Below are 20,346 nucleotides of genomic sequence, written 5' to 3' on the forward strand. Positions count from 1 at the left end.
TCCCAGGAGGTCAGGTCAGCACCGTCTTGAGGGCGCCGGTGAAGGCGTCGTTGGTGGACGCGTCGCGGACCGCGACGCGCAGCCAGTCGGGTCCCAGGCCCGGGAACGTGTCGCCGCGCCGTACCGCGTAGCCGCGGTCGCGCAGCGCCGCGCGTACGGCCAGGCCGCCCGGCGGCCCGGGAACCCGCACGCAGAGGAACGAGGCCCGCGCGCCCGGGACGACGTGCGGCCCCAGGGCGCGGATCGCCGCCGCCAGCCGGTCGCGCTCGACCGCCAGGTCACGGGCCCACGCGTCGGCCTCGGCGAGGGCGCGGTGGCTCGTGCAGGCCTCGGCCGCGACGAGGGCGGGCGTGGAGACCGACCACAGCGGCTGCGCATCGGCCAGGCGGGCGATCAGGGACGGCTCGGCGAGGACGTAGCCGACGCGCAGCCCCGCCAGGCCCCAGGTCTTGGTGAGGCTGCGGATGACGACCAGCCCCGGGACGTCCGTACGGGAGGCGAGGCTCTCGGTCTCGCCGGGGACGCAGTCCATGAACGCCTCGTCCACCACGAGCGTCCGGCCCGGCCGGGCCAGCGCGGCGATGGCCGCCGCCGGGTGCAGCACGGACGTCGGGTTGGTCGGGTTGCCGAGCATCACCAGGTCGGCGTCCTCGGGCACCGGCCCGTGCTCCGCCGCCCCGGCCTCCCCGGACACCGGCCCCTGCTCCGCCGCCCCGGACACCGATCCGTGCTCCCGCGCCCCGGCCTCCCCGGACACCGGCCCGTGCTCCCGCGCCACGGTGTCCTCGGGCACCGGGCCCTGCTCCCGCGCCGTGGTATCGCCGGGGACCGCGCGCAGGCGGAAGTCGCCGGTCAGGATCGCCCGGTCCGGGACGTGGCCGGCGGCACGCAGCGCGGCCTCCGGCTCGGTGAACTGCGGATGCACGACGACCGGCCGCCGGGGCGTGAGGACGCGGGCGAGCAGGACGAACGCCTCCGCCGCGCCCGCGGTCAGCAGCACCTCCTCCGGGGAGCGGCCGTGCCGGCGGGCCACCGCCGCGCGGGCGCGGGCGGCGTCGGGGTAGGCCGCGAGCCCGGCCACGCTGTCGCGCAGCAGCGCGGCGAGCCAGGCGGGCGGCGTTCCCGGGCGCACGTTGACGGCGAGGTCCACCAGGCCGGGCCCGACCTCCGTGTCGCCGTGGTGGCGCAGGTCGACGTCAGCGGGCACGCGCGTCGCCCGGACGAACGTGGACGTGCCCGTGGCCGTGGCCGTGGCCGTGCGCGGGGTCGTCGGGATGGTGGTGCGGGAGCTGCGGCGCGCCGACGCGGTCCTCGAAGCCCGGCATCGCGATGCGGTACACGCAGGTGTCGCAGTTCATCCGGATGTCGCCGGCCAGGGCCTCCTCGTAACGTTCGAGGACCAGGTCGGCGAGGCCGTCGCAGTCGCCGATCACGTCGGCGCACCGGACCTCGACGTCCTCGTACGCGCGGGCCTGGGCCGCCACGCGGTCCGGCAGTACGCCCGGGAACAGGAAGTACGGCAGCACGACGACGCGGCGCGCGCCGAGCCGGCGGCAGCGTTCGAGCCCCTCGGGCACACTGGGCCGGGCCAGCGACACGAACGCCGGCTCGACCATGCCCAGGCCCCGGCCCTCCCACAGCAGGCGGGCGACCTTGTGGACCTCGGCGTTGGCGTCCGGGTCGGTCGAGCCCCGGCCGACGAGCAGCACGGCGGTGTCGGCCCGCTCGTCCGGCTCCAGGACCGCGGACAGTCGCTCGTCGAGCAGGTCCAGCAGTTTGGGGTGCGGGCCGAGGGGACGGCCGTAGACGTACGACAGCCCGGGGCGGCGGGCGCGTTCGCGGGCCAGCGCGCCGGGGATGTCGCCCTTGCCGTGCCCGGCGGCGACCAGCACCATCGGCACGGCGGCGAAGTGCCGGTGCCCCGCGTCGTACAGCTCGGCGACGGCGTCGGTCAGCGGCGGGGGCGACAGCTCGATGAACCCGCCGGACACGTCGACCGGCAGCCGGCCCCGCAACCGCTCGACGAACCGGCCGAACTCCTCGGCTCCGCTCGTGTCGCGTGTTCCGTGCCCGACCAGCAGCAGCGGCGTCATTCGTTTCCTTCTTCTTCCTCGACCGGGCCCTCGTAGTACAGGAGGGCGTTGAGGGCGGCGGCGGCCACGGCGGAGCCGCCCTTCTCGGAGACGTTGCTGACGGCGGGCAGTCCGCTCTTCCGCAGCGCCTCCTTGGACTCGGCGGCGCCGACGAACCCGACCGGCAGCCCGATCACGAGCGCCGGGTCGACGTCGCGGGCGATGATCTCCTCCAGGGCGGTCGGCGCGCAGCCGACGACCCAGATCGCGCCCCGGCCGACCTCGGCGTACGACAGGCGGATCGCCGCGGCCGAGCGGGTGATGCCCGCGGCCCGCGCCATGCGGGCGGCCGCCGGGTCGCCGACCGAGCAGATCGTCTCCCGTCCGGTGATCCCGGCGGCGACCATGGCGACGTCGGTGACGATGGGCGCGCCGGCGCGCAGGGCGCGCAGCCCGCGCCGCAGGTGGGCCTCTTCGGTGACGAGGTCGACGGCGTACTCCAGGTCGGCGCTGGCGTGGATGACGCGCTCGGCGACGGCCCGCCACAGGGGCGGCATCGGGCTGAGGTCGATGCGCGACCGCAGGATCTCGTACGACCGTTCCTCGATGGGGTGGATGGTCCTGGTCTTCATTCGGTGCTCCCGTACCGCTGCTCGAATCGGCCCGCTCTCCAGAGGACGGCCGCGGCGAGCCAGGAGATGACGAACACGGCGACGATTCCGTAGCCGAGGTACTCGAAGTGGTCGGCGAGGGCGGCGTAGGAGTCGAGGACGGCCGCGCCGGCGTACTTGGCGAGCAGGTCGGCGAGGTAGACGCTGCCGATGAAGCCGGCGATCAGCACCGTCATCGCGGTGGTCGCCATGTTGTAGTAGAGCTTGCGCGCGGGGCTGCGGAACGCCCAGGAGTACGCGCGGGTCATCAGCAGGCTGTCGCAGGTGTCCAGCGCGCTCATCCCGGCGGCGAACAGCAGCGGCAGCGTCAGCGTCGCCAGCAGCGGCAGCGCGCCCTGACCGGCGCTCTGCGCGGCCAGTCCGAGGAGGGTGACCTCCGAGGCGGTCTCCAGGCCCAGGCCGAACAGCAGGCCGACCGGGTACATGTGCCACGACGACCTGATCAGCGCGCGGGCCCGGCCGCCGAGCATGCGGTTCATCAGGCCGCGGTTGAGGAGCTGGATCTCCAGCTCGCGCTCGTCGAGTTCGCCGCGGGTCATCCGCCGCCAGAGGGCGGCGACGCCGCGCAGCACCATCGCGTTCAGGGCCGCGACGAGCAGCAGGAACGCCATCGCGACGACGACCGAGATGGCGCCGCCGACCTCGCGGAAGGAGTCGATCTGCGCGGTGGTCGCCGCGCCCGCCGCGAGCGCGATGACCGTGGAGAGCACGAGCACGACCGTCGAGTGGCCCATCGCGAAGAAGAAGCCGACGCCGACGGACCGCCGGCCGCGCTGCAGCATCAGCCGGGTCGTGTCGTCGATCGCGGCGATGTGGTCGGCGTCGAACGCGTGCCGCATGCCGAGGACGTACGCGGTCACGCCCGCGGCGGTGAAGGATCCGGCCGCGGCGAGGTTGCGGGAGTAGTAGAAGTACAGCGACCAGCCGGTGATGTGCAGCAGCGCGATGATGCCCAGGATTCCGGACAGGCGCGCGCGTTCGGCGCGCGTCCAGGTTCCTGCCGTCAGGGGTACGGGGGGTGTCGTCACGGGGCCTCCTTCGACGGGCCGCCGACCCGGCCGGGGTGCCGGGTCACGGGAACGTCCTCGATGGCGTCGACCGGGCAGATCTCGGCGCATTCGCCGCATCCGGTGCACCGGTCGGGCAGGACCCGCAGCGGGTCGCCGCCGCGGCCGGCCCACCCGGCGTGCGGGCGGATGGCGTGTTCGGGACAGGTGAGCAGGCAGGCTCCGCAGCCCTGGCACCGCGCGGTGACGCGCACCGTCAGGGCTGCGCCGCGCCCCGGCGGCTCGCTCACGCCCATCGGTACCCGCGGGGGGTGACGAACCGGCCGGCGACGGCGCGGCTGCGGCTGGAGCCGACGAGGACGACGGTGAACATGTCGATCCGCGCCGGGTCGAAGTCGGCGAGGGTCGTCAGCGTCACCGTCTGGTCGGGACGGGTGGCGTTGCGGACGTACCCGACCGGGGTCTCCGGCGGGCGGTGCTCGGCGAGGATGGCCAGGGCCTTCGGCAGCTGCCAGTCACGGGCCCGGCTGCGCGGGTTGTAGAGGCAGACGGTGAAGTCGCCCTCGGCGGCGGCGGTGACGCGGCGTTCGATGACCTCCCAGGGGGTGTGCAGGTCGGACAGGGAGATGTAGGCGTGGTCGTGGCCGAGCGGCGCGCCGAGCAGGTTCGAGGCGGCCACGGCGGCGGTGATGCCGGGGACGCCCTCGACGTCGATGTCCGCGTCGGCGAACTCCAGCGCCGGGCTGGCCATGGCGTACACCCCGGCGTCGCCGGAGCCGACGAGCGCGACGGCGCGCCCGGCCGACGCCTCGGCGACGGCGGTACGGGCGCGCTCCTCCTCCTTGCCGAGGCCCGAGGCGAGGACGCGCGTGCCGGGGCGGATCAGGTCGCGGACCTGGTCGAGGTACTGGTCGAGGCCGACGACGACGGACGCCCGCTGCAGCGCGGCGACCGCCCGCGGCGTGAGCAGGTCGCGAGCGCCGGGCCCGAGGCCGATGATCGAGAGCCGGCCGCGCGGCGCGAGCCGGGCGACGGCGGCCGTGGCGTTCGCGGACTTGCGCTTCTCGGCGACGAGTTCGGCGTCCCGGCCGTGCGCCCGCGCGCCGTGCAGCGCGGCCGCCTCGGCGACGCTGGGCGTGCCGACCTCGGCGCGGACCACCTCGGAGGGGTTGGGGACGGCGACGGCGGCCAGGGTCTCGGCCGGGTAGGTGACGACCTCCCAGCCGCGCGCGGCGGCCGCCTGGAGGATGCCCTCCTCGTCGGCCTTGAGGTCGACGGTCGCCAGGAACCGTACGGCGGCGGGGTCGACCCTGGCGGCGGCCAGCGTCTGGTCGACGAGCGCCCCGACCTCCTCGGCGGACACGCCGCGCGCCGAGCCGACCCCGACGACCAGGGATTTGGGCCGGTAGACGAGCGCGCCGCCGAACCACCCCTCGTGGCACATGCAGTCCAGCTCGGCGTGGTCGGTGACGAGGATGCGGTGCGCGGCGTCCTCGGCGCCGGGTGAGACGTTCGGGGGCAGCGGGGGCAGCGGCCAGCCCTCGGCGCCCTCGACGCGCACCGGTTCGCCGGACAGCACGGCCGCGCCGACGTGAGCGAGCAGGTCCGGGTTGTGGACGGTGAAGCCCAGGTCGGCGCCGTAGGAGTCGAGCGGCGTGACGTTGCCGCGGTCGCTGGCGGTCGTCACGACCGGCGTGCAGCCGAGCACGCCCGTCAGCCGGTGGGCGAGCAGGTTCCCGCCGTGGTGGCCGCCGAGGACGGCGACCGCGAAGGCCATCGACTCGTCCACGCAGACGACGGCGGGGTCGGTGGTCTTGTGGCCGAGCAGCGGCGCCAGCACCCGTACGGTCGCGCCGACGGCGAGGAAGCTGACGATGGCGTCGCAGGTCCGCCACGCCTCGCGGAGCGCGTCGGCGGCCTTGTCCGCCGTGAGCACGCGGACCTCGTCCGGCCACGCCGCGCGCAGCGTCTCGGCCGCCGTACGGCCGCTCGCGGTCGCCGCGACGACGCCGATCCGCATCGTCGTCTCCGTCCCCGCGCTCGTACGTCCCTGCTCCTCCGAGCCCGCAGCGGTCCGTCCCGTCGTCTCCGTCACCGTGACCTCCCCGTCAGCACGAACACCGGATTCTGCGCCTCCAGCCGGAACGACCCGCCGGGCAGGTCGGCGAACCGCGACGCCGCCACCTGCACGCCCTCGACCGAGTAGCCCGCGTCGGCCAGCAGCCGCCGCGCGGCCACGGCACGGTCGACCGCCGCGAAGGTCGCCACGACCGTCTCGGGACGGCGCGCGAGGGCCCCGCCGAGCGCGTCGAGGCCACCGCCGCCGACGAACACCGCGTCGGGGTCGGGCAGCGCGTCGTACGCCTCGGGCGCGGCGCCCTCGACCACGCGCACGCCGCCGGAGCGGGCGTTGCGGCGGATCAGCGCGCAGGCCGCCGGGTCGCGCTCGATGGCGATGACGGCCGCGTGGTGCTCGGCGCACTCGATCCCGACCGAGCCGCTGCCCGCGCCGACGTCCCAGATCAGCCGGCCGAGCGTCGGCCGCAGGCGGGACAGCGCGACCGCGCGCACCTCCCACTTGGTGATCATTCCGGCGCGGTGGTCGTACGCGTCGTCCGCGCGCGCCCAGCCGTCCGGCGGCGCGGCGGCCTGATCGTGCACGCGGGCCCCGCCGGCGAGCCGGTCCTCGTCGAGGACGACCACGACGTTCGGGTCCGCCCAGTCGCGGGCGGCGGCCTCGGCCGGCGCGCACCGGAGGACCCGCTCATCGGGGCCGCCGAGGCACTCGGCCACCCAGAGCGTGCGGTCCCAGCCGGCGAGCCCGGCGGCGATGACGTCCGGACCGCAGGACGGCGCCGTGAGGACGGCGACCTTCGGCAGCGCCCGGCAGGCGTTCACGGCGGTGCGCGGGTCACGGCCGTGCGCGCTCACGACGACCGCGTCGTCCCAGGGCAGGCCGATCCGCGCGAACGCGGTCGCCACCGACGACACGGCGGGCAGGACCTCAGGGGCGTGGCCGCGCCCGCGCAGCGCCCGCAGGATGCCGAAGAACGCCGGGTCGCCGCTGGCCAGCACGACGACATCGCCGTCCGCCGCGTCGACCTGGTCGAGCGCCGCCGTCACGTCGCCGAGCACGATCCGGCGCGCGTGCTCCGGCGGGCGTACGGCCTCCAGGTGCCGGCGGGCGCCGACGAGCAGGGAGGCGGCCCGGATCCGGTCCATCGCCTGCGGGGACGGCGGAGAGCCGTCGCAGCCCACCACCGTGATCACCGGGCCAGCCGCCCGTACATCGCGATCATCCGCTTGCCGGTGAAGTCGACGAGGACGACCTGCGCCGCGACGCCGCTCGCGCCGGGCACCTGGGCCGCCTGGTCCTCGGCGAAGCGCTCCAGCACCCCGGCGACGCGGCGGCACAGCTCGCGACCGGCGCGGCCGAGCAGGCCGGCCTCCTCCCACAGCTCGTACGCGTGGCGGGCGGTGTTCGCCTCCGCGACCCGCGCGGCCAGGTCCGCCGGGCCGCCGACGTCGGTGGTGATCTCGCCGAGCAGCGCGGTGTCGACCTTGGAGCGCGTGTAGTGCGTCATCAGGATGCCGGACGCGAGCTTGGTCAGCTTGCCGGCCATCCCGACGAACACGACCTGCGCGACGCCGTGCTCCACCGCCCGGCGCAGCGCGGCGCCGGTGAAGTCGCCGACCTCGACGAAGCACACGTCCGGCAGCTTGGGCAGCATCGCCATCGCGCCCTGCTCGGTACGGCCGCCGGTGCACAGGACCAGCGTCCGCTGGCCCTGCGCGGCGAGCACCGAGACGGCCTGCTCGACGCTGGCCCGCCACGACGCGGTCGAGAACGGCCGCACGATCCCCGTCGTGCCCAGGATCGAGATGCCGCCCAGGATGCCGAGCCGCCGGTTCGTGGTCTTGCGCGCCATCTTCTCGCCCTCGGGCACCGAGATGACGACGCGGACGCCTCGGGCGGTCAGGTCCACCGACTCCCCCACCGCCTGCTCGATCATCCGCCGGGGCACCGGGTTGATCGCCGGCCCGCCGACCTCCAGGCCGAGGCCGGGCTTGGTGACCACACCGACGCCGACGCCGCCGTCCAGCTCGATGCCCGGCTCGTCCCGCCAGGAGACGGTGGCGGTCAGGCGGGCGCCGTGCGTGACGTCCGGGTCGTCCCCGGCGTCCTTGACGACGACGGCCTCGGCCCGGCCCTCCCCGGACACGCAGGAGTCCACCGCGAACGTCACCCGACGGCCCGAGGGCAGCGCCACCTCGACGACCTCCGGCGCGGCGCCCGTGACCAGTGCCTCCGCCGCGGCCTTGGCCGCCGCGGAGGCGCAGGTGCCGGTCGTCCAGCCGGTGCGCAGCGCCGTGCCGCGGGCCTTCATGGTCCGCGGCATGTCGGGTTCGTAGGGTGTCGTCATCGCCGGCTCAGCCGCCCCGCAGCGCCCTGCGGGCCGCCCGGTCCGCGCGCCGGTGGCCGTGGAAGTGGCCCGGGTGGTACAGGTGCGAGCGGGTACCGCCGGCCTCCAGCGCCGCGCCGACCAGCACGAGCGTGTGCTTCCACAGCTTGTGCTCCTTGACGGTCTCCTCCAGCGCATCGAGGCGGCAGCGCACGATCAGCTCGTCGGGCCAGGTGCACTGGTAGGCGATCACGCAGGGGGTGTCCGGCGGGTACCCGCCCTCCAGGAGCTCCTCCTGCAGCTGCCTGGACCGCGCCGCCGAGAGGAACAGCGCCATCGTCGTGCCGTGCCGGGCGAACTCCCGGACCTCCTCCCCCGGCGGCATCGGCGTCTTGCCCCCGCCGAGGCGCGTGAGGATCACCGACTGGGCGACCTCGGGGATGGTCAGCTCCCGCTCCACGGCGGCGGCGACCGCCGAGAAGCTGGACACGCCCGGAACGACCTCGGTCTCCAGGCCCAGCGCGCGGCAGCGGTCGAGCTGCTCCTGCAGCGCGCCCCACAGCGCCGGGTCGCCGGAGTGGATCCGCGCCACGGTCAGGCCCTCGGCGACAGCGCGCTCGTAGTACGGCAGGACGCCCTCCATGGGCAGCCGCGCCGAGTCGACGATCTCCGCGTCCGGGCGGGCGTGCTGGAGCACGTCCTCGTGGACCAGGCTGGCCGCCCAGATCACCACGTCGGCCTCGGCGATCGCCTTCGCCGCCCGGAACGTCAGCAGGTCCGCCGCGCCCGGCCCCGCCCCGACGAACACCACGCGTCCACTCATGAGGCCTCCTTCGTCGGCCTCATGAGCGAAACCGCTGTGCTCATTGATGCCTCGCTTCGCTCGGTCATCGGTTCCCCCCGTTCAGCTTTCCGCCGGTGACGGTCCGGCGGCCGGGCACGATCAGCGTCGACAGGTACGGGACCGGCCCCACCAGTTCCTTCGCCGCGCGTACGTCCTCGTCGGGCAGGCCGAGCCGCGCGCCGTACACCGCGTCGTCGAGCCGGCCCGCGTCCCGTACGGCCGCCAGGGTCTCCTCCGCGACGCGGCCGAACTTGTACGCGACGACCGTGTCCCGTGTCTCCAGGGCGGTACGGAGCCGCGCGGAGCCGCCCGTCAGCGGCAGCAGGCACAGCGACTCGTCGCCCTCGGTCAGCACGGTCCCCGACCGCGCGGCGAGGTCCTGCATCGCGGTGACGCCCGGCACGGTCTCGACCTCCACACCCGGCTCCCGTTCGCGTACGGTGCGGGCGAGGTAGGTGAAGGTGGAGTAGACGTTCGGGTCGCCGATCGTGGCGAACGCCACCGTCCGCGCCCCGCCGGCGAACGCCTCGACCACCCGGCGCGCGGCCGCGTCCCAGGCGCTCACCCGCCGCTCGCTCAGCCCGCCCCGGTCGTTGAGGGCGAAGACGACGCGCTCGGCCCGGTCGGTGTACGCGCGGACGACGGACTCGGCGCGGCCCGGCTCGTCCAGCGCCATCACCGGGACGAGGACGACGTCGGCCTCGCGCAGGATCCGGACCGCCCGGACCGTGACGAGCTCGGGATCGCCCGGCCCGACGCCCACGCCGATCAACCGTGGTCTGTCAGGGTTCATGAGAATTCACTCTCCAGCAGGCTGAACAGCACGGCGTCGACCCGTCCGGCCGGGATCAGCATGGCCTCGCGGAGCACGCCCTCCCGGGTGAAGCCGGCCTTCGCCGCGACGCCCTGCGACGCCAGGTTGCCGACGGCGGCCAGCAGCTCGACCCGGTGCAGGCCCTTCTCGAAGGCGTACGCGGCGGCGGCGCGCGTCGCCTCGACGGCGTAGCCCTTGCGCCGCGCCCACGGCGCGATCCAGTAGCCGACCTCGACGCGGCCGTCGGCCCAGTCCGTACGGCCCAGTCCGACGGTGCCGGCGAACCGGTCCCCGGCGACGATGGCGAAGTTGACCCCCAGCGTCGGATCGACGTGCGCGTGCGACACGCACCAGGCCAGCGCGGTCTCGGCGGTCTGGGCGGGCGCCCAGGGCATCCAGCGGAGGATCTCCGGGTCACGGCTCGCCGCCAGGACGTCCGCCGTGTCGCCCTCCTCGAACGGGCGCAGCAGCAGCCGCTGGGTCTCCAGCAGCACTCCCATGTCGAAGGTCATCGGCATGCTCCCACGAAACGACTCGCCATCTCCGGACTACCAGCCCAGTGGAGATGAAGGTAGGAGGCGAGGCGGAGAGGGCCGGCGAATCCCTCGGGCCCGGCCCCGGGCCAGCGCCAGGCGGCCGCGGTGTCCGGCCCGCGCCGCACCGCCGTGCGGTGGAACTCGTGGCCGCGGAAGCGCTCGCCGGTCCGCGCGACCGGCGAGTCGGTCACCGCGACCGCCTCGCGGTAGCCGAGGGTGAGGCGGGACGTCATGGACGCCTCGGCGTCGACGACCCCGCACATCGGCGCGCCGTCGAGCGTACGGGCGAGGTAGAGCAGGCCGGCGCACTCGGCGTAGATCGGGCCGCCGAACGCGGCGACCTGCCGGCGCAGCGGCTCGTTGGCCGCCAGCTCCGCCGCGTACATCTCGGGGAAGCCGCCGCCGATCACGATGCCGCGCGTGCCGTCCGGCAGCGCCTCGTCGCGCAGCGGGTCGAACGGCACGACGTCCGCACCGGCCGCGGCGAGCAGCTCGTCGTTCTCGGCGTACCCGAACGTGAACGCCGGGCCGCCCGCCACCGCCACCACGGGACGCGCGGCGCCCTCGGCGGGGCCCGCCGGCCGTACGGCGTCCTCTCCCGGAGCCGCCGGAGGGCCCGCCGCCGCGGCGGGAAGGTCCGCCGCGGCCGGGTCCCAGGGGCGGGCGCCGATCGGCGGGGCGGCGTGCGCGAGGGCGAGCAGGCCCTGCAGGTCGCAGGACTCCGCGACGAGCGCGCCGAGCCGCTCCACCGTCCGTACGGCGTCGGCGCGGCGTTCGGCCGCGGGGATGAGGCCGAGGTGGCGCGACGGGGTGTCGACGTCCGCGTTGCGCCGCAGCACCCCGAGCACCGGCAGGCCCGTCTCCTCGATCGCCGCCCGGCAGATCCGCTCGTGCCGGTCCGAGCCGACCCGGTTGAGGATCACGCCACCGATCCGCACGGTGGAGTCGTAGGTGACGAACCCGTGGACGAGCGCGGCGATCGAGCGGCCCGCCGAGGAGGCGTCCACGACCAGCACGACCGGCGCGTCCAGCAGCCGCGCGACGTGCGCCGTGGAGGCGAACCCGCCCCCGGCGGCCTCCGCGCCGTCGAACAGCCCCATGACGCCCTCGACCACGGCGACGTCCGCGTCCCGCGCGCCGTGCAGGAACAGCGGCGCGACGAGGTCCTCCGACGTCAGCCAGGGGTCGAGGTTGCGGCCCGGCCGCCCGGCGGCGAGCGCGTGGTAGCCCGGGTCGATGTAGTCCGGCCCGACCTTGTGCGGGGAGACGTCGAGCCCGCGCGCGGTCAGCGCGGCCATCAGGCCGGTGGCCACCGTCGTCTTGCCGCTCCCGGAGGCGGGGGCGGCGACGACGATCCGCGGCATCCTCACCGGACCGCCCGCCTCGGCAGGGAACGCGTCACCACTCGATGCCCTTCTGGCCCTTCTGGCCCGCGTCCATGGGGTGCTTGACCTTGCCCATCTCGGTGACGAGGTCGGCGAACTCCACCAGCCGCGGATCGGCGTCGCGGCCGGTGATGACGACGTGCTGGTACCCCGGGCGGTCCCGCAGTGTCGCGATCACGTCCTCGACGTCCACCCAGCCCCACTTCATCGGATAGGTGAACTCGTCCAGCACGTACAGCGTGTAGGTCTCGGCGGCGAGGTCGCGCTTGATCTGCTCCCAGCCCTCGCGGGCGTCCGCCGCGTGGTCCTCCTCCGTGCCGGGCCGCTGGATCCACGACCAGCCCTCGCCCATCTTGTGCCAGGCGACCGGGCCGCCCTCGCCGGACTCGCCGAGCACCCGCAGCGCCCGCTCCTCGCCGATGCGCCATTTGGCGGACTTGACGAACTGGAACACGCCGATCGGCCAGCCCTGGTTCCAGCCGCGCAGGGCCAGGCCGAAGGCGGCGGTCGACTTGCCCTTGCCCGGACCCGTGTGGACGACCACGAGAGGGCGGTTGCGGCGCTGCCGGGTGGTCAGCCCGTCGTCGGGCACCTGGGACGGCTTTCCCTGCGGCATGTCAGTCCTTCCGGCGGCGGTGGCGGGGCGGGGTCACGGGAACGGCGGCGGGGCCGGTCAGGGGGATGGCGGCGGCGCGGCGGGTCACGCCGCGGCCCGGCGGTCGTGGACGACGCCGGTGAGGGCGTCGGCGGCCAACTCCTCAAGGCGCACGGCCTCGGCGCCGAGGCGGGCGGCGATCCCGCCCGCGAGCCCGAGGCGCACCGGGCCGCGTTCGCAGTCGACGACGACGGAGGTGACGCCGCGCAGCAGGTCGGCGGCGCGCAGCGCGTCGGCCGGGGAGCCGTGGGTGGCCCGCCCGTCGGTCACCAGGACGAGCAGGGCGCGGCGGGCGGGGTCGCGCAGGCGTTCGGCGCGCAGCACGTCGGCGGCGCGGAGCAGGCCGGCGGCGAGGGGGGTGCGGCCGCCGGTCGGCAGCGTCTCGAGGCGCCGCGCGCCGGCCTCGACGGAGGAGGTCGGCGGCAGCGCCAGCTCGGCGGACGTCCCCCGGAAGGTGATCAGTCCGACCTTGTCGCGGCGCTGGTAGGCGTCCATGAGGAGGCTGAGCACGGCGCCCTTGACGGCGCGCATCCGCTGCCGCGCGGCCATGGAGCCGCTGGCGTCGACGACGAACAGCACCAGGTTGCCCTCGCGGCCCTCCCGGACCCGTTCGCGCAGGTCGCCGGAGCGGATGACGAGGCCGGGACCGGAGCGGCCGCGGGCGCGCTGGTGCGGGGCCGCGGCGAGCAGCGTCGCGGTCAGGTGTACCGACCGCGTGCCCGGCCGCGCGCCGGTCGTCCGGCCGTACGGGGTGCGGGCCCGCGAGCGGCGGCCCGGCGCGCCCTCGCCGAGACCGGGCACGGTGAAGACCCGCGGCCGGTACAGCGCGTCGGCGGGCGCGGGCTCCGGGGACGCCTCCCGCTCGCGACCGCCGCGGCCCTCGCCGGACAGGGCCTGCTCGATGTCGACGAGCGCCCCCTCCTGCGGGCCGGAGGGCTCGTCGCCGGGAGCGTCCGGTCCACCGCCGCCGGGGCCGTCGTCCGGACCGGGGTCGTCGGGGTCCGGGTCGGGGTCCTCAGGGTCCGTGTCCTCGTCCGTGTCCGGGGACGGGTCCCGCTCCGGCCGCGGGTCCGGGCCGGTGCCCTGCTCGGGGACGAGGTCGGTCACCGTGTCCTCGCCGAACCCGGGATCCGGCGCGGGCGGCTGTTCGTCCTCGTATCCGCCGGTGTCCTCCAGGACCTCCTCGAGCTTTTCCTCGTCGAGGCCCGGCGCGTCGAAGGGGTCGCGGCGGCGCCGGTGCGGGAGGGCGAGACGGGCGGCGACGCGCACGTCGGCCGCAGTGACGACCGTACGGTCGTGCCAGGCGGCGAGGGCCATCGCGGCGCGTGCCATGACGATGTCGGCGCGCAGCCCGTCCACCTCGAACGCCGCGCACACCGCCGTGATCTGCCGCAGCGCGCCGTCGGGCAGGACGACCTCGGGCAGCCGGGCGCGGGCCTGTTCGATCCGCCAGGCCAGCTCCGTCTCGGCGCGCGCCCACCCGGACGCGAAGGCCGCCGGATCGGCCTCGTACGCCAGCCTGCGGCGCACGACCTCCGCCCGCTCCTCCGGGTCGCGGGTGGCCGCCACCTCGACCGTCAGGCCGAAGCGGTCCAGGAGCTGCGGCCGGAGTTCGCCCTCTTCGGGGTTCATCGTGCCGACGAGCAGGAACCGGGAGGCGTGCCGGACGGAGACGCCCTCGCGCTCGACATAGGAGTGGCCCATCGCGGCCGCGTCGAGGAGCAGGTCGACGAGGTGGTCGTGCAGCAGGTTGACCTCGTCGACGTACAGCACGCCGCGGTGGGCGGCGGCCAGCAGACCGGGCTGGTAGGCCTGGACGCCCTCGGTGAGCGCGCGTTCGAGGTCGAGCGAGCCGGTCAGGCGGTCCTCTGCCGCGCCGATCGGCAGCTCCACGAGCCGGGCGGGCCGCACCCGCCGCGCGTCGTCCGCACCGTGCGGCCCGTCGGGGCACCGGGGGTCGGGCGCCTCCGGGTCGCAGGAGAACCGGCAGTCCGTCACCACCGTGACCTCCGGCAGCAGTCCGGCCAGTGCCCGCACGATGGTGGATTTCGCGGTGCCCTTCTCGCCGCGGACCAGCACCCCGCCGACGGACGGGGAGACCGCGTTGATCAGGAGGGCGAGCTTGAGGTCCTCCATCCCGGTGATGGCGGAGAACGGATAGGTGTTCACCCGGTGGTCGTCCTTTCCTCGGGTTAACGCGCCCGTAGGTGGCCTGGCATTCGGCGGCCGGAGTCTCCTGGCTCCCGGATCACCACCCGTCCCCGGCCTTCCGGCTCACGCCGTGGCCTGCTTCTGGGGAAGGACTTCCCGGTCACAGTTGCGCGACAGCCCCGGATTCGCACCGGGTTCCTCCGCGTACCGCCGGAGGACAGCATGACATATCCGGCCTGACGCGCGACACCGCAGGTACGGCCCCCGTCCGTGCTCCGGCGCGCGGGCGGCGGGGTCTCCCGCCGGGTGCACGGCGGGTGCCCGCCGTCGCGGAGCGGCCGGGAACACGGCGGGAGCACGTTATCGCGGAGCGGCCGGCCGCTGCCCGGAGAGAAGTGATCTGCTTGAATAGAACCTGTTCTATTTTGGGAGGCGCGCGGATGAGGCTCGGCATCAACGTCGGCTACTGGCAGCGGGATCCGGAGGACGCGACCGAGACGGTGCTGGCCGCCGAACGGCTCGGCTATGAGTACGTCTACACCGCCGAGGCGTACGGCTCGGACGCCTTCACCACGCTCACCTGGTACGCCGCGCGGACCTCGCGCATCAGGCTGGGCACGGCGGTGGCCCAGATGTCCGCCCGCACGCCCGCCGCGACCGCCATGCACGCCCTGACCCTCGACGCGCTGTCCGGCGGCCGGCTCACCCTCGGCATCGGCGCGTCCGGCCCCCAGGTCGTGGAGGGCTGGTACGGCGTGCCGTTCGCCCGCCCGCTGGAGCGCACCCGCGAGTACGTCCGGATCCTGCGGGACGTGTGGCGGCGCGCGGAGCCGGTGACCTCCGCCGGCCCGCACTACCCGCTGCCGTTGCCGGCCTCCGCGTACGCGCCGGGCCGCGTGACCGGCCTCGGCAAGCCGCTCAAGTCGATCGTCCACCCGGTGCGCCCGGACATCCCGGTGTACCTCGGCGCGGAGGGACCGAAGAACATCGCCCTGGCCGCCGAGATCGCCGACGGCTGGCTGCCCCTCTTCGTCGACCCGACGCGGATCGAGACGGTCTTCGGCGCCTCGCTGGCCGGCCGCCCCGAGGGGTTCGACATCGCCGCGACCGTGACGACGATCGTCACCGACGACCTGGCGACCGCGCTGGAGTTCGCCAAGGTCCCGCTCGCCTTCTACATCGGCGGCATGGGGGCGCGGGACCACAACTTCCACCTGGACCTGATCGGGCGGCTCGGATACGCCGAGGAGGCCGCGCGGGTACAGGAGCTGTTCCTGGCGGACCGGCGCGACGAGGCGATCCGTGCGGTGCCGGACGACCTGGCCGACTCGATCTCCCTGCTCGGCCCGATCGGCCGCGTCAGGGAGCGGCTCCAGCTGTGGTGGGACTCCCCGGTGACCACGCTCCTCATCGCCGGGGTCAAGGACGAACCGACCCTGAAGGCGATCCGCGACCTCGTACCGGCCTGACCAGGCGCCTCAGTCCCGGGCGCGGGACGGCATCCACCGGACCGTCAGTCCCGGGCGCGGGGCGACATCCACCGGTCCGTCAGTTCCAGGCGCGGGACAGCATCCACGTGCCGGTCGCCCGGTCGTGGCGCAGCTCGTACACGCCGGCCGTCCGGTCCGGGGTCGCCTCGACGCGCCAGAACTCCCGCTCGCCGCCCTCCGGGGCCTCCGGGTGGCGTTCGTGCCACCAGTCGCGGGTGGTGACCCAGCGGTCCAGCACCCGCAGCACCGTGTAGAGCCGGCCACGCCAGACGAACCGGGACGGCCTGCCGTCGGCGAGCCAGACCTCGACGGGATCGCCGTACACACGGCTCATCGCCCACGGCCCGGCGCGTCCGCACGCCTCGCACGTCCATCGCTCGCTCCGCCCACGCGGGCCGCCCGCCTCTCGGATCGGTGACAGGGAGTGAGCCTGGGGGAAGGCAGGCGACAAGTTCGAACATACGTTCGACTAAGGTGTTCGTCAAGCCCTTGACGTGACCCCGGGCCCGAGAGCGGCGGATCCGGAACCCGCGGGCCCCGGCCGCGGACGCGGACTCAGCGGGCGAGCGGGCGAGCGCCCGAGGTCCAGCGGCGAGCGCCCCCGAGGCACAGGCCCAGTGGGCCGAGCACCCGAGGCCCGACCCCAGGGGCGAGCACCCCGAGTCAGGCTCAGCGGGTGAGCGTTCGCACGATCAGCTCGGCGGCGCGGGCGGGGTCGTCGGCGTCGGCCTGCCCGCCGCCGGCCCACAGGTAGGACCATCGGATCCGGGACATCGGCATGGCGACCACCAGGACGCCGTGCCCGCTGGGCGGGTCCACCACGCGCAGCATCAGGTCCTCGGTCAGGACCGCCTGAAGACCGCGCGCCTCGACTTCGCGGGCGAGCGCCTCCAGGTGGCGTCGCCGCGGCCCGAGCGCGTATCCCGAAGTGGCGGCCATGAGATGCCACCCCTCTCACGCTTTGGACGTTACGGCAGGAAGGGGTACGCCCTAGGGCGTTCAACAGGTAAGGTGCCTATCCGATGGTGGCAAAAGGTGCCCAGATGGCAACGGTGAGTGACCTCCCCTGTCAGGATGTCCCGCCCCCGTTTTACGTGCAAGTATTTTCGGACCAATAGATCAGACGGATTCGGCATCACCCGTGCACAGTTCAACGGCCCCGACGCGGCCCGGCCGCAGGTTTCGGCCGCACCGACCGCTCACCATCGGTCCCCATTCTCCTCGCATTACGCGCAGGACGCTCGCCATGGAGGTGCCCCATGTCCGATGGCCGTAGTCCCACCGTCCGCCGCCGCCGGCTGGGAATGGAACTGCGCAGGCTCCGGGAGGCCGCCGGCCTCATGATCGAGGACGTCGCGAAACACCTCGAGTGCTCCATGTCCCGCGTCAGCCGCATCGAGACCGGCAAGTCCGTGGCGCGCATCCGCGACGTCCGCGACATGCTCGACCTGTACGGCCTGCCCGAGGGCTCGCAGCGCGACCAGCTCCTCGGCCTCGCCAAGGACGCCCAGCAGCGCGGCTGGTGGACCGAGTACGAGGCGGTGCTGTCCGCGTCGGCGGGCCTGGACACCTACATCGGCCTGGAGGCGTCGGCCGCGTCGATCCGGACGTTCCAGACCCACCTCGTGCCCGGCCTGCTGCAGACCGAGGAGTACGCCCGCGCGTTGATCAAGGCCGGGCGGCCCGGCGAGACGCCCGAGAACGTCGACCGGCGCATCGCCCTGCGCACGCGCCGCCAGGCCATGCTCCACGAGTCCGGCTCGCTCGAGCTGTGGGCCGTGCTCGACGAGGCGGTGCTGCGCCGGCCGATCGGCGGGGTGACCGTGATGCGGTCCCAGCTCATGCGGCTGCTCGAGGTCGGCGAGCTGCCGGGCGTCACGATCCAGGTGCTGCCGTTCGCCCGCGGCGCCCACCCCGGCGTCGACGGCGCCTTCACGATCATCGGCTTTCCGGACCCCACGGACCTGGACGTCGTCTACATCGACTGCCCCGCCGGGAACATCTTCCTCGAGAAGGAGAAGGACGTCCGGCGCCACACGACCTGGTTCGACCATCTGCGGGCCGCCGCGCTGCCGCCCGACGAGTCGGCCGAGTTCATCACGGCGGCGGCGGACGAGTTCAAGGACGCCTCCCCGTACCCACGGAGATGATCCACGTGAGTGGCCACCCCGATCTCGTCGACGTCGGCTGGCGGAAGAGCAGCCGTAGCTCCAACAACGCCGACTGCGTCGAGGTCGCCGTCGTCGGCGACACGTCCGGCGACCGAGCCGGCGACTGAGCCGGCGCCGCCCCGGGCACGGCCGCGGAGTCCCGCTTCCGCGGCCTCACGGCCGGCGGCGGCCGTGAGGCGGCCAGAGCACCGTGGGACGGGTTAGGGTCGGCGGCATCAGCAGTCGCGCAGAAGGAGACCGCATGCTGCCCTGGTCGGCCGACCTCGCCGGACGTATCGACGAACACGAGTTCAGCAGCGAACTGCTGCGCGGCAACCCCCTCGGGGATCCGCACCGCCGGCCGTTGTGGGTGTACGTCCCGCCGGGGTACGACGACGAGCCGGACCGCCGCTACCCCACCGTGTACGTCATCCAGGGGTACACCGGGCACCTGCCGATGTGGCGCAACCGCAGCCCCTGGCGGCAGCCCTTCCCCGAACTGGCCGACGGGGTGTTCGCCCGCGGCGAGGCCCCGCCCGTGATCGTCGTGTACGTCGACGCCTGGACGGCGCTCGGCGGCAGCCAGTACCTCGACTCCCCCGCCACCGGGCGCTACCACTCCTACCTGTGCGACGAGCTCGTACCGTGGGTGGACGCGCACTACCGGACGCTGCCCGACCGCGACCACCGCGGCATCAGCGGCAAGTCCAGCGGCGGCTACGGCGCGATGATCACCCCGTTGCTGCGGCCCGACCTGTTCGGCGCGCTCGCCACCCACGCCGGCGACGCCCTCTTCGACGTCTGCTACCGCCCCGGATTCCCGAGGCTGGCCCGCATGCTGCGCGACTCCTTCGACGGCTCGATCGACAAGTTCCTCGCCGACTTCCGCGGCCACATCGCCGGCACCCGGGAGAGCGACTTCCCGCTCATCGAGATCTACGGCTACTCCGCGGCGTACTCCGCCGACGAGGACGGCACCGTGCACCTGCCCTTCGACGACACCGGCGCGGTCGTCCCCGAGGTCTGGGAGCGCTGGCTGCGGTGGGACCCGGTGCTGATGCCGCAGCGCCCGGAGTACGCCGAGGCGCTGCGCTCGATGCGGGCCGTCTGGATCGACGCGGGCAACCGGGACGAGTACCACCTCGACCTGGGCGCCCAGGCCTTCCGCCGCGCGGTCGAGGCCGCCGGCGTCAAGGACGATGCCGTGCACTTCGAGCTGTTCGAGGCCGGCCACGGCGCGATCGAGTACCGCTACCCGCTTTCACTGGCCTGGCTCGCCGAACGCCTCAGCCCCTGAGCCCGTCACCCGACCGCTCCGGCGAATGGCTCTTCGCACTTCGCGACGGTCATCCGAAGATCGGGTGACCGTGGAGATGCGCCGGACCGTTCGGAATCCATTCTCGCGGCCGCGGACCCCGCCGGTCACCGGTCCTGAGGATGATCTTCGCGGGGGTCGGCCGGTCGTAGCGTTTCATGCGACATCCGCTTTCGAACGGAAGGGTGAGCATGCGAGACGGTGACACGGCCACCGAAGAGCGGGAGCCCAGGGTCACGCCGGCGGACCCGGCGCTCGCGGCGGAACTCATCGCGATGACCGATGAGGATCGGCGGCTTCAGGGGGACGCGAGCGCCGGTGGTGCGGCGTACGAGGAATGGGCCAAGGACGTCACCGCGCAACTGGCGTACCGCCGGGTCACCACACGGAACGCCGACCGCCTCGACGAGATCATGGACGAGCACGGGTGGCCGACGACCGAGCTGGTCGGTGCGGAGGCGGCACGCCGCGCGTGGCTCATCGCCCAGCACGCGGATCGGCGTCTGGACGTACAGCGCCGCGCCGTCCGCCTGATGACGGACGCGGTGGCGATCGGTGCGGCGGACGCGGGGATGCTCGCCATGCTCCGCGACCGCGTGCTCGTCAACGAGGGACGCGAACAGCTCTACGGCACCCAGGTCGCCGGAGTCGAGGACGGCGTTCCGATCCTGTGGCCCTGCGCGGACCCCGACCGCGTGAACGAGCGACGGGCCGAAGTCGGCCTGGGTCCGCTCCCGGGCGACGGCGAGGGCCGGCGCCGCTGAAACCAGCAGATCCCTGGTGACCGCTGCTGACAGGGCGCAGCGATCACCAGGGATCATCGGCCGGAGTGTGGGGGGGGGGGGGGGGGCCC

The 20,346-nt window shown here is 74.6% G+C and carries 21 protein-coding genes and 1 riboswitch; of the genes, 5 read left to right on the plus strand and 16 right to left on the minus strand.

Annotated features, from left to right (window positions below):
* Positions 1-10: 10 nt before the first annotated feature.
* From NE234_RS41630 to NE234_RS41695, 14 genes are all read right to left on the minus strand, one after another.
* Positions 11-1,207 carry an aminotransferase class I/II-fold pyridoxal phosphate-dependent enzyme gene (locus NE234_RS41630; protein ID WP_252786678.1) on the minus strand — a complete coding sequence of 399 codons (1,197 nt, stop codon included), beginning with the start codon at positions 1,205-1,207 and terminating at the stop codon, positions 11-13.
* Positions 1,197-2,093: a sirohydrochlorin chelatase gene (locus NE234_RS41635; protein ID WP_252786679.1), complete on the minus strand. Its 897-nt coding sequence runs from the start codon at positions 2,091-2,093 to the stop codon at positions 1,197-1,199. The genes NE234_RS41630 and NE234_RS41635 overlap by 11 nt, the downstream gene beginning before the upstream one ends.
* Positions 2,090-2,704: a precorrin-8X methylmutase gene (locus tag NE234_RS41640; RefSeq protein WP_252786680.1), complete on the minus strand. Its 615-nt coding sequence runs from the start codon at positions 2,702-2,704 to the stop codon at positions 2,090-2,092. The genes NE234_RS41635 and NE234_RS41640 overlap by 4 nt, the downstream gene beginning before the upstream one ends.
* Positions 2,701-3,771 (minus strand): HoxN/HupN/NixA family nickel/cobalt transporter, encoded by a 1,071-nt coding sequence (locus tag NE234_RS41645; RefSeq protein ID WP_252786681.1) that lies wholly within the window; start codon positions 3,769-3,771, stop codon positions 2,701-2,703. The genes NE234_RS41640 and NE234_RS41645 overlap by 4 nt, the downstream gene beginning before the upstream one ends.
* Positions 3,768-4,040: an indolepyruvate ferredoxin oxidoreductase subunit alpha gene (locus NE234_RS41650; RefSeq protein WP_252786682.1), complete on the minus strand. Its 273-nt coding sequence runs from the start codon at positions 4,038-4,040 to the stop codon at positions 3,768-3,770. The genes NE234_RS41645 and NE234_RS41650 overlap by 4 nt, the downstream gene beginning before the upstream one ends.
* Positions 4,037-5,845, minus strand: a complete 1,809-nt coding sequence (gene cobJ, locus NE234_RS41655; RefSeq protein WP_252786683.1) for a precorrin-3B C(17)-methyltransferase — start codon at positions 5,843-5,845, stop codon at positions 4,037-4,039. The genes NE234_RS41650 and cobJ overlap by 4 nt, the downstream gene beginning before the upstream one ends.
* Entirely contained in the window at positions 5,842-7,020 is a 1,179-nt protein-coding gene (gene cbiE / locus NE234_RS45710) for a precorrin-6y C5,15-methyltransferase (decarboxylating) subunit CbiE (RefSeq protein WP_252786684.1), read from the minus strand. Before cbiE ends, cobJ begins: the two co-directional genes overlap by 4 nt.
* A complete protein-coding gene (locus tag NE234_RS41665) occupies positions 7,017-8,174 on the minus strand; it encodes a cobalt-precorrin-5B (C(1))-methyltransferase (RefSeq protein ID WP_252786685.1) in 1,158 nt (385 codons plus the stop codon). Before NE234_RS41665 ends, cbiE begins: the two co-directional genes overlap by 4 nt.
* 7 nt (positions 8,175-8,181) lie before the next feature.
* Complete coding sequence (cobM, locus tag NE234_RS41670; protein WP_252786686.1) at positions 8,182-8,976, minus strand: precorrin-4 C(11)-methyltransferase; 795 nt, start codon at positions 8,974-8,976, stop codon at positions 8,182-8,184.
* A gap of 64 nt (positions 8,977-9,040) precedes the next feature.
* A complete protein-coding gene (cobI, locus tag NE234_RS41675; RefSeq protein WP_252786687.1) occupies positions 9,041-9,790 on the minus strand; it encodes a precorrin-2 C(20)-methyltransferase in 750 nt (249 codons plus the stop codon).
* Complete coding sequence (locus NE234_RS41680; protein ID WP_252786688.1) at positions 9,787-10,323, minus strand: GNAT family N-acetyltransferase; 537 nt, start codon at positions 10,321-10,323, stop codon at positions 9,787-9,789. Before NE234_RS41680 ends, cobI begins: the two co-directional genes overlap by 4 nt.
* On the minus strand, positions 10,320-11,711 hold the full coding sequence (locus tag NE234_RS41685) for a cobyrinate a,c-diamide synthase (protein ID WP_252786699.1): 1,392 nt from the start codon (positions 11,709-11,711) through the stop codon (positions 10,320-10,322). The genes NE234_RS41680 and NE234_RS41685 overlap by 4 nt, the downstream gene beginning before the upstream one ends.
* A 34-nt stretch (positions 11,712-11,745) precedes the next feature.
* Positions 11,746-12,348: a cob(I)yrinic acid a,c-diamide adenosyltransferase gene (gene cobO, locus NE234_RS41690; protein ID WP_252786689.1), complete on the minus strand. Its 603-nt coding sequence runs from the start codon at positions 12,346-12,348 to the stop codon at positions 11,746-11,748.
* Between the two features lie 84 nt (positions 12,349-12,432).
* Positions 12,433-14,556, minus strand: coding sequence for a putative cobaltochelatase (locus tag NE234_RS41695; protein ID WP_308206999.1), 2,124 nt, complete (start codon positions 14,554-14,556; stop codon positions 12,433-12,435).
* Between the two features lie 38 nt (positions 14,557-14,594).
* A riboswitch (cobalamin riboswitch) is annotated at positions 14,595-14,765 on the minus strand.
* Between the two features lie 213 nt (positions 14,766-14,978).
* On the opposite strand from NE234_RS41695, the gene NE234_RS41700 reads away from it, so the two are divergent.
* Positions 14,979-16,007 (plus strand): LLM class F420-dependent oxidoreductase, encoded by a 1,029-nt coding sequence (locus NE234_RS41700; protein ID WP_252786690.1) that lies wholly within the window; start codon positions 14,979-14,981, stop codon positions 16,005-16,007.
* A 79-nt stretch (positions 16,008-16,086) separates the two neighbouring features.
* Here the strand turns inward: NE234_RS41700 and NE234_RS41705 are convergent, their stop codons facing one another.
* Both NE234_RS41705 and NE234_RS41710 read right to left on the minus strand, forming a co-directional pair.
* Positions 16,087-16,362: a DUF6504 family protein gene (locus NE234_RS41705; RefSeq protein WP_252786691.1), complete on the minus strand. Its 276-nt coding sequence runs from the start codon at positions 16,360-16,362 to the stop codon at positions 16,087-16,089.
* A 335-nt stretch (positions 16,363-16,697) separates the two neighbouring features.
* A complete protein-coding gene (locus tag NE234_RS41710) occupies positions 16,698-16,967 on the minus strand; it encodes a hypothetical protein (RefSeq protein WP_252786692.1) in 270 nt (89 codons plus the stop codon).
* A 320-nt stretch (positions 16,968-17,287) separates the two neighbouring features.
* Here NE234_RS41710 and NE234_RS41715 point away from each other — a divergent pair, with 320 nt between their 5' ends.
* The 4 genes from NE234_RS41715 to NE234_RS41730 all read left to right on the plus strand — a co-directional run bounded on the left by NE234_RS41715 (position 17,288) and on the right by NE234_RS41730 (position 20,257).
* Positions 17,288-18,178 (plus strand): helix-turn-helix domain-containing protein, encoded by an 891-nt coding sequence (locus tag NE234_RS41715; RefSeq protein ID WP_252786693.1) that lies wholly within the window; start codon positions 17,288-17,290, stop codon positions 18,176-18,178.
* Entirely contained in the window at positions 18,175-18,306 is a 132-nt protein-coding gene (locus tag NE234_RS41720; protein ID WP_252786694.1) for a DUF397 domain-containing protein, read from the plus strand. Before NE234_RS41715 ends, NE234_RS41720 begins: the two co-directional genes overlap by 4 nt.
* Positions 18,307-18,440: 134 nt before the next feature.
* Positions 18,441-19,475, plus strand: coding sequence for an alpha/beta hydrolase (locus tag NE234_RS41725; RefSeq protein WP_252786695.1), 1,035 nt, complete (start codon positions 18,441-18,443; stop codon positions 19,473-19,475).
* Between the two features lie 209 nt (positions 19,476-19,684).
* Positions 19,685-20,257, plus strand: coding sequence for a DUF6624 domain-containing protein (locus NE234_RS41730; protein WP_252786696.1), 573 nt, complete (start codon positions 19,685-19,687; stop codon positions 20,255-20,257).
* The last annotated feature ends 89 nt before the right edge of the window (positions 20,258-20,346 follow it).

This window comes from Actinoallomurus rhizosphaericola (assembly GCF_024055675.1).
GTDB classification, from domain to species: Bacteria; Actinomycetota; Actinomycetes; order Streptosporangiales; family Streptosporangiaceae; genus Actinoallomurus; species Actinoallomurus soli.

Coding starts and splice junctions, on each gene's coding strand:
- NE234_RS41685 (WP_252786699.1), bottom strand. CDS start 11,711: ATGCCGCGGATCGTCGTCGCCGCCCCCGCCTCCGGGAGCGGCAAGACG.
- cobM (WP_252786686.1), bottom strand. CDS start 8,976: ATGAGTGGACGCGTGGTGTTCGTCGGGGCGGGGCCGGGCGCGGCGGAC.
- NE234_RS41635 (WP_252786679.1), bottom strand. CDS start 2,093: ATGACGCCGCTGCTGCTGGTCGGGCACGGAACACGCGACACGAGCGGA.
- cobI (WP_252786687.1), bottom strand. CDS start 9,790: ATGAACCCTGACAGACCACGGTTGATCGGCGTGGGCGTCGGGCCGGGC.
- NE234_RS41720 (WP_252786694.1), top strand. CDS start 18,175: ATGATCCACGTGAGTGGCCACCCCGATCTCGTCGACGTCGGCTGGCGG.
- NE234_RS41715 (WP_252786693.1), top strand. CDS start 17,288: ATGTCCGATGGCCGTAGTCCCACCGTCCGCCGCCGCCGGCTGGGAATG.
- NE234_RS41725 (WP_252786695.1), top strand. CDS start 18,441: ATGCTGCCCTGGTCGGCCGACCTCGCCGGACGTATCGACGAACACGAG.
- NE234_RS41705 (WP_252786691.1), bottom strand. CDS start 16,362: ATGAGCCGTGTGTACGGCGATCCCGTCGAGGTCTGGCTCGCCGACGGC.
- NE234_RS41640 (WP_252786680.1), bottom strand. CDS start 2,704: ATGAAGACCAGGACCATCCACCCCATCGAGGAACGGTCGTACGAGATC.
- NE234_RS41665 (WP_252786685.1), bottom strand. CDS start 8,174: ATGACGACACCCTACGAACCCGACATGCCGCGGACCATGAAGGCCCGC.
- cobO (WP_252786689.1), bottom strand. CDS start 12,348: ATGCCGCAGGGAAAGCCGTCCCAGGTGCCCGACGACGGGCTGACCACC.
- NE234_RS41680 (WP_252786688.1), bottom strand. CDS start 10,323: ATGACCTTCGACATGGGAGTGCTGCTGGAGACCCAGCGGCTGCTGCTG.
- NE234_RS41730 (WP_252786696.1), top strand. CDS start 19,685: ATGCGAGACGGTGACACGGCCACCGAAGAGCGGGAGCCCAGGGTCACG.
- NE234_RS41710 (WP_252786692.1), bottom strand. CDS start 16,967: ATGGCCGCCACTTCGGGATACGCGCTCGGGCCGCGGCGACGCCACCTG.
- NE234_RS41700 (WP_252786690.1), top strand. CDS start 14,979: ATGAGGCTCGGCATCAACGTCGGCTACTGGCAGCGGGATCCGGAGGAC.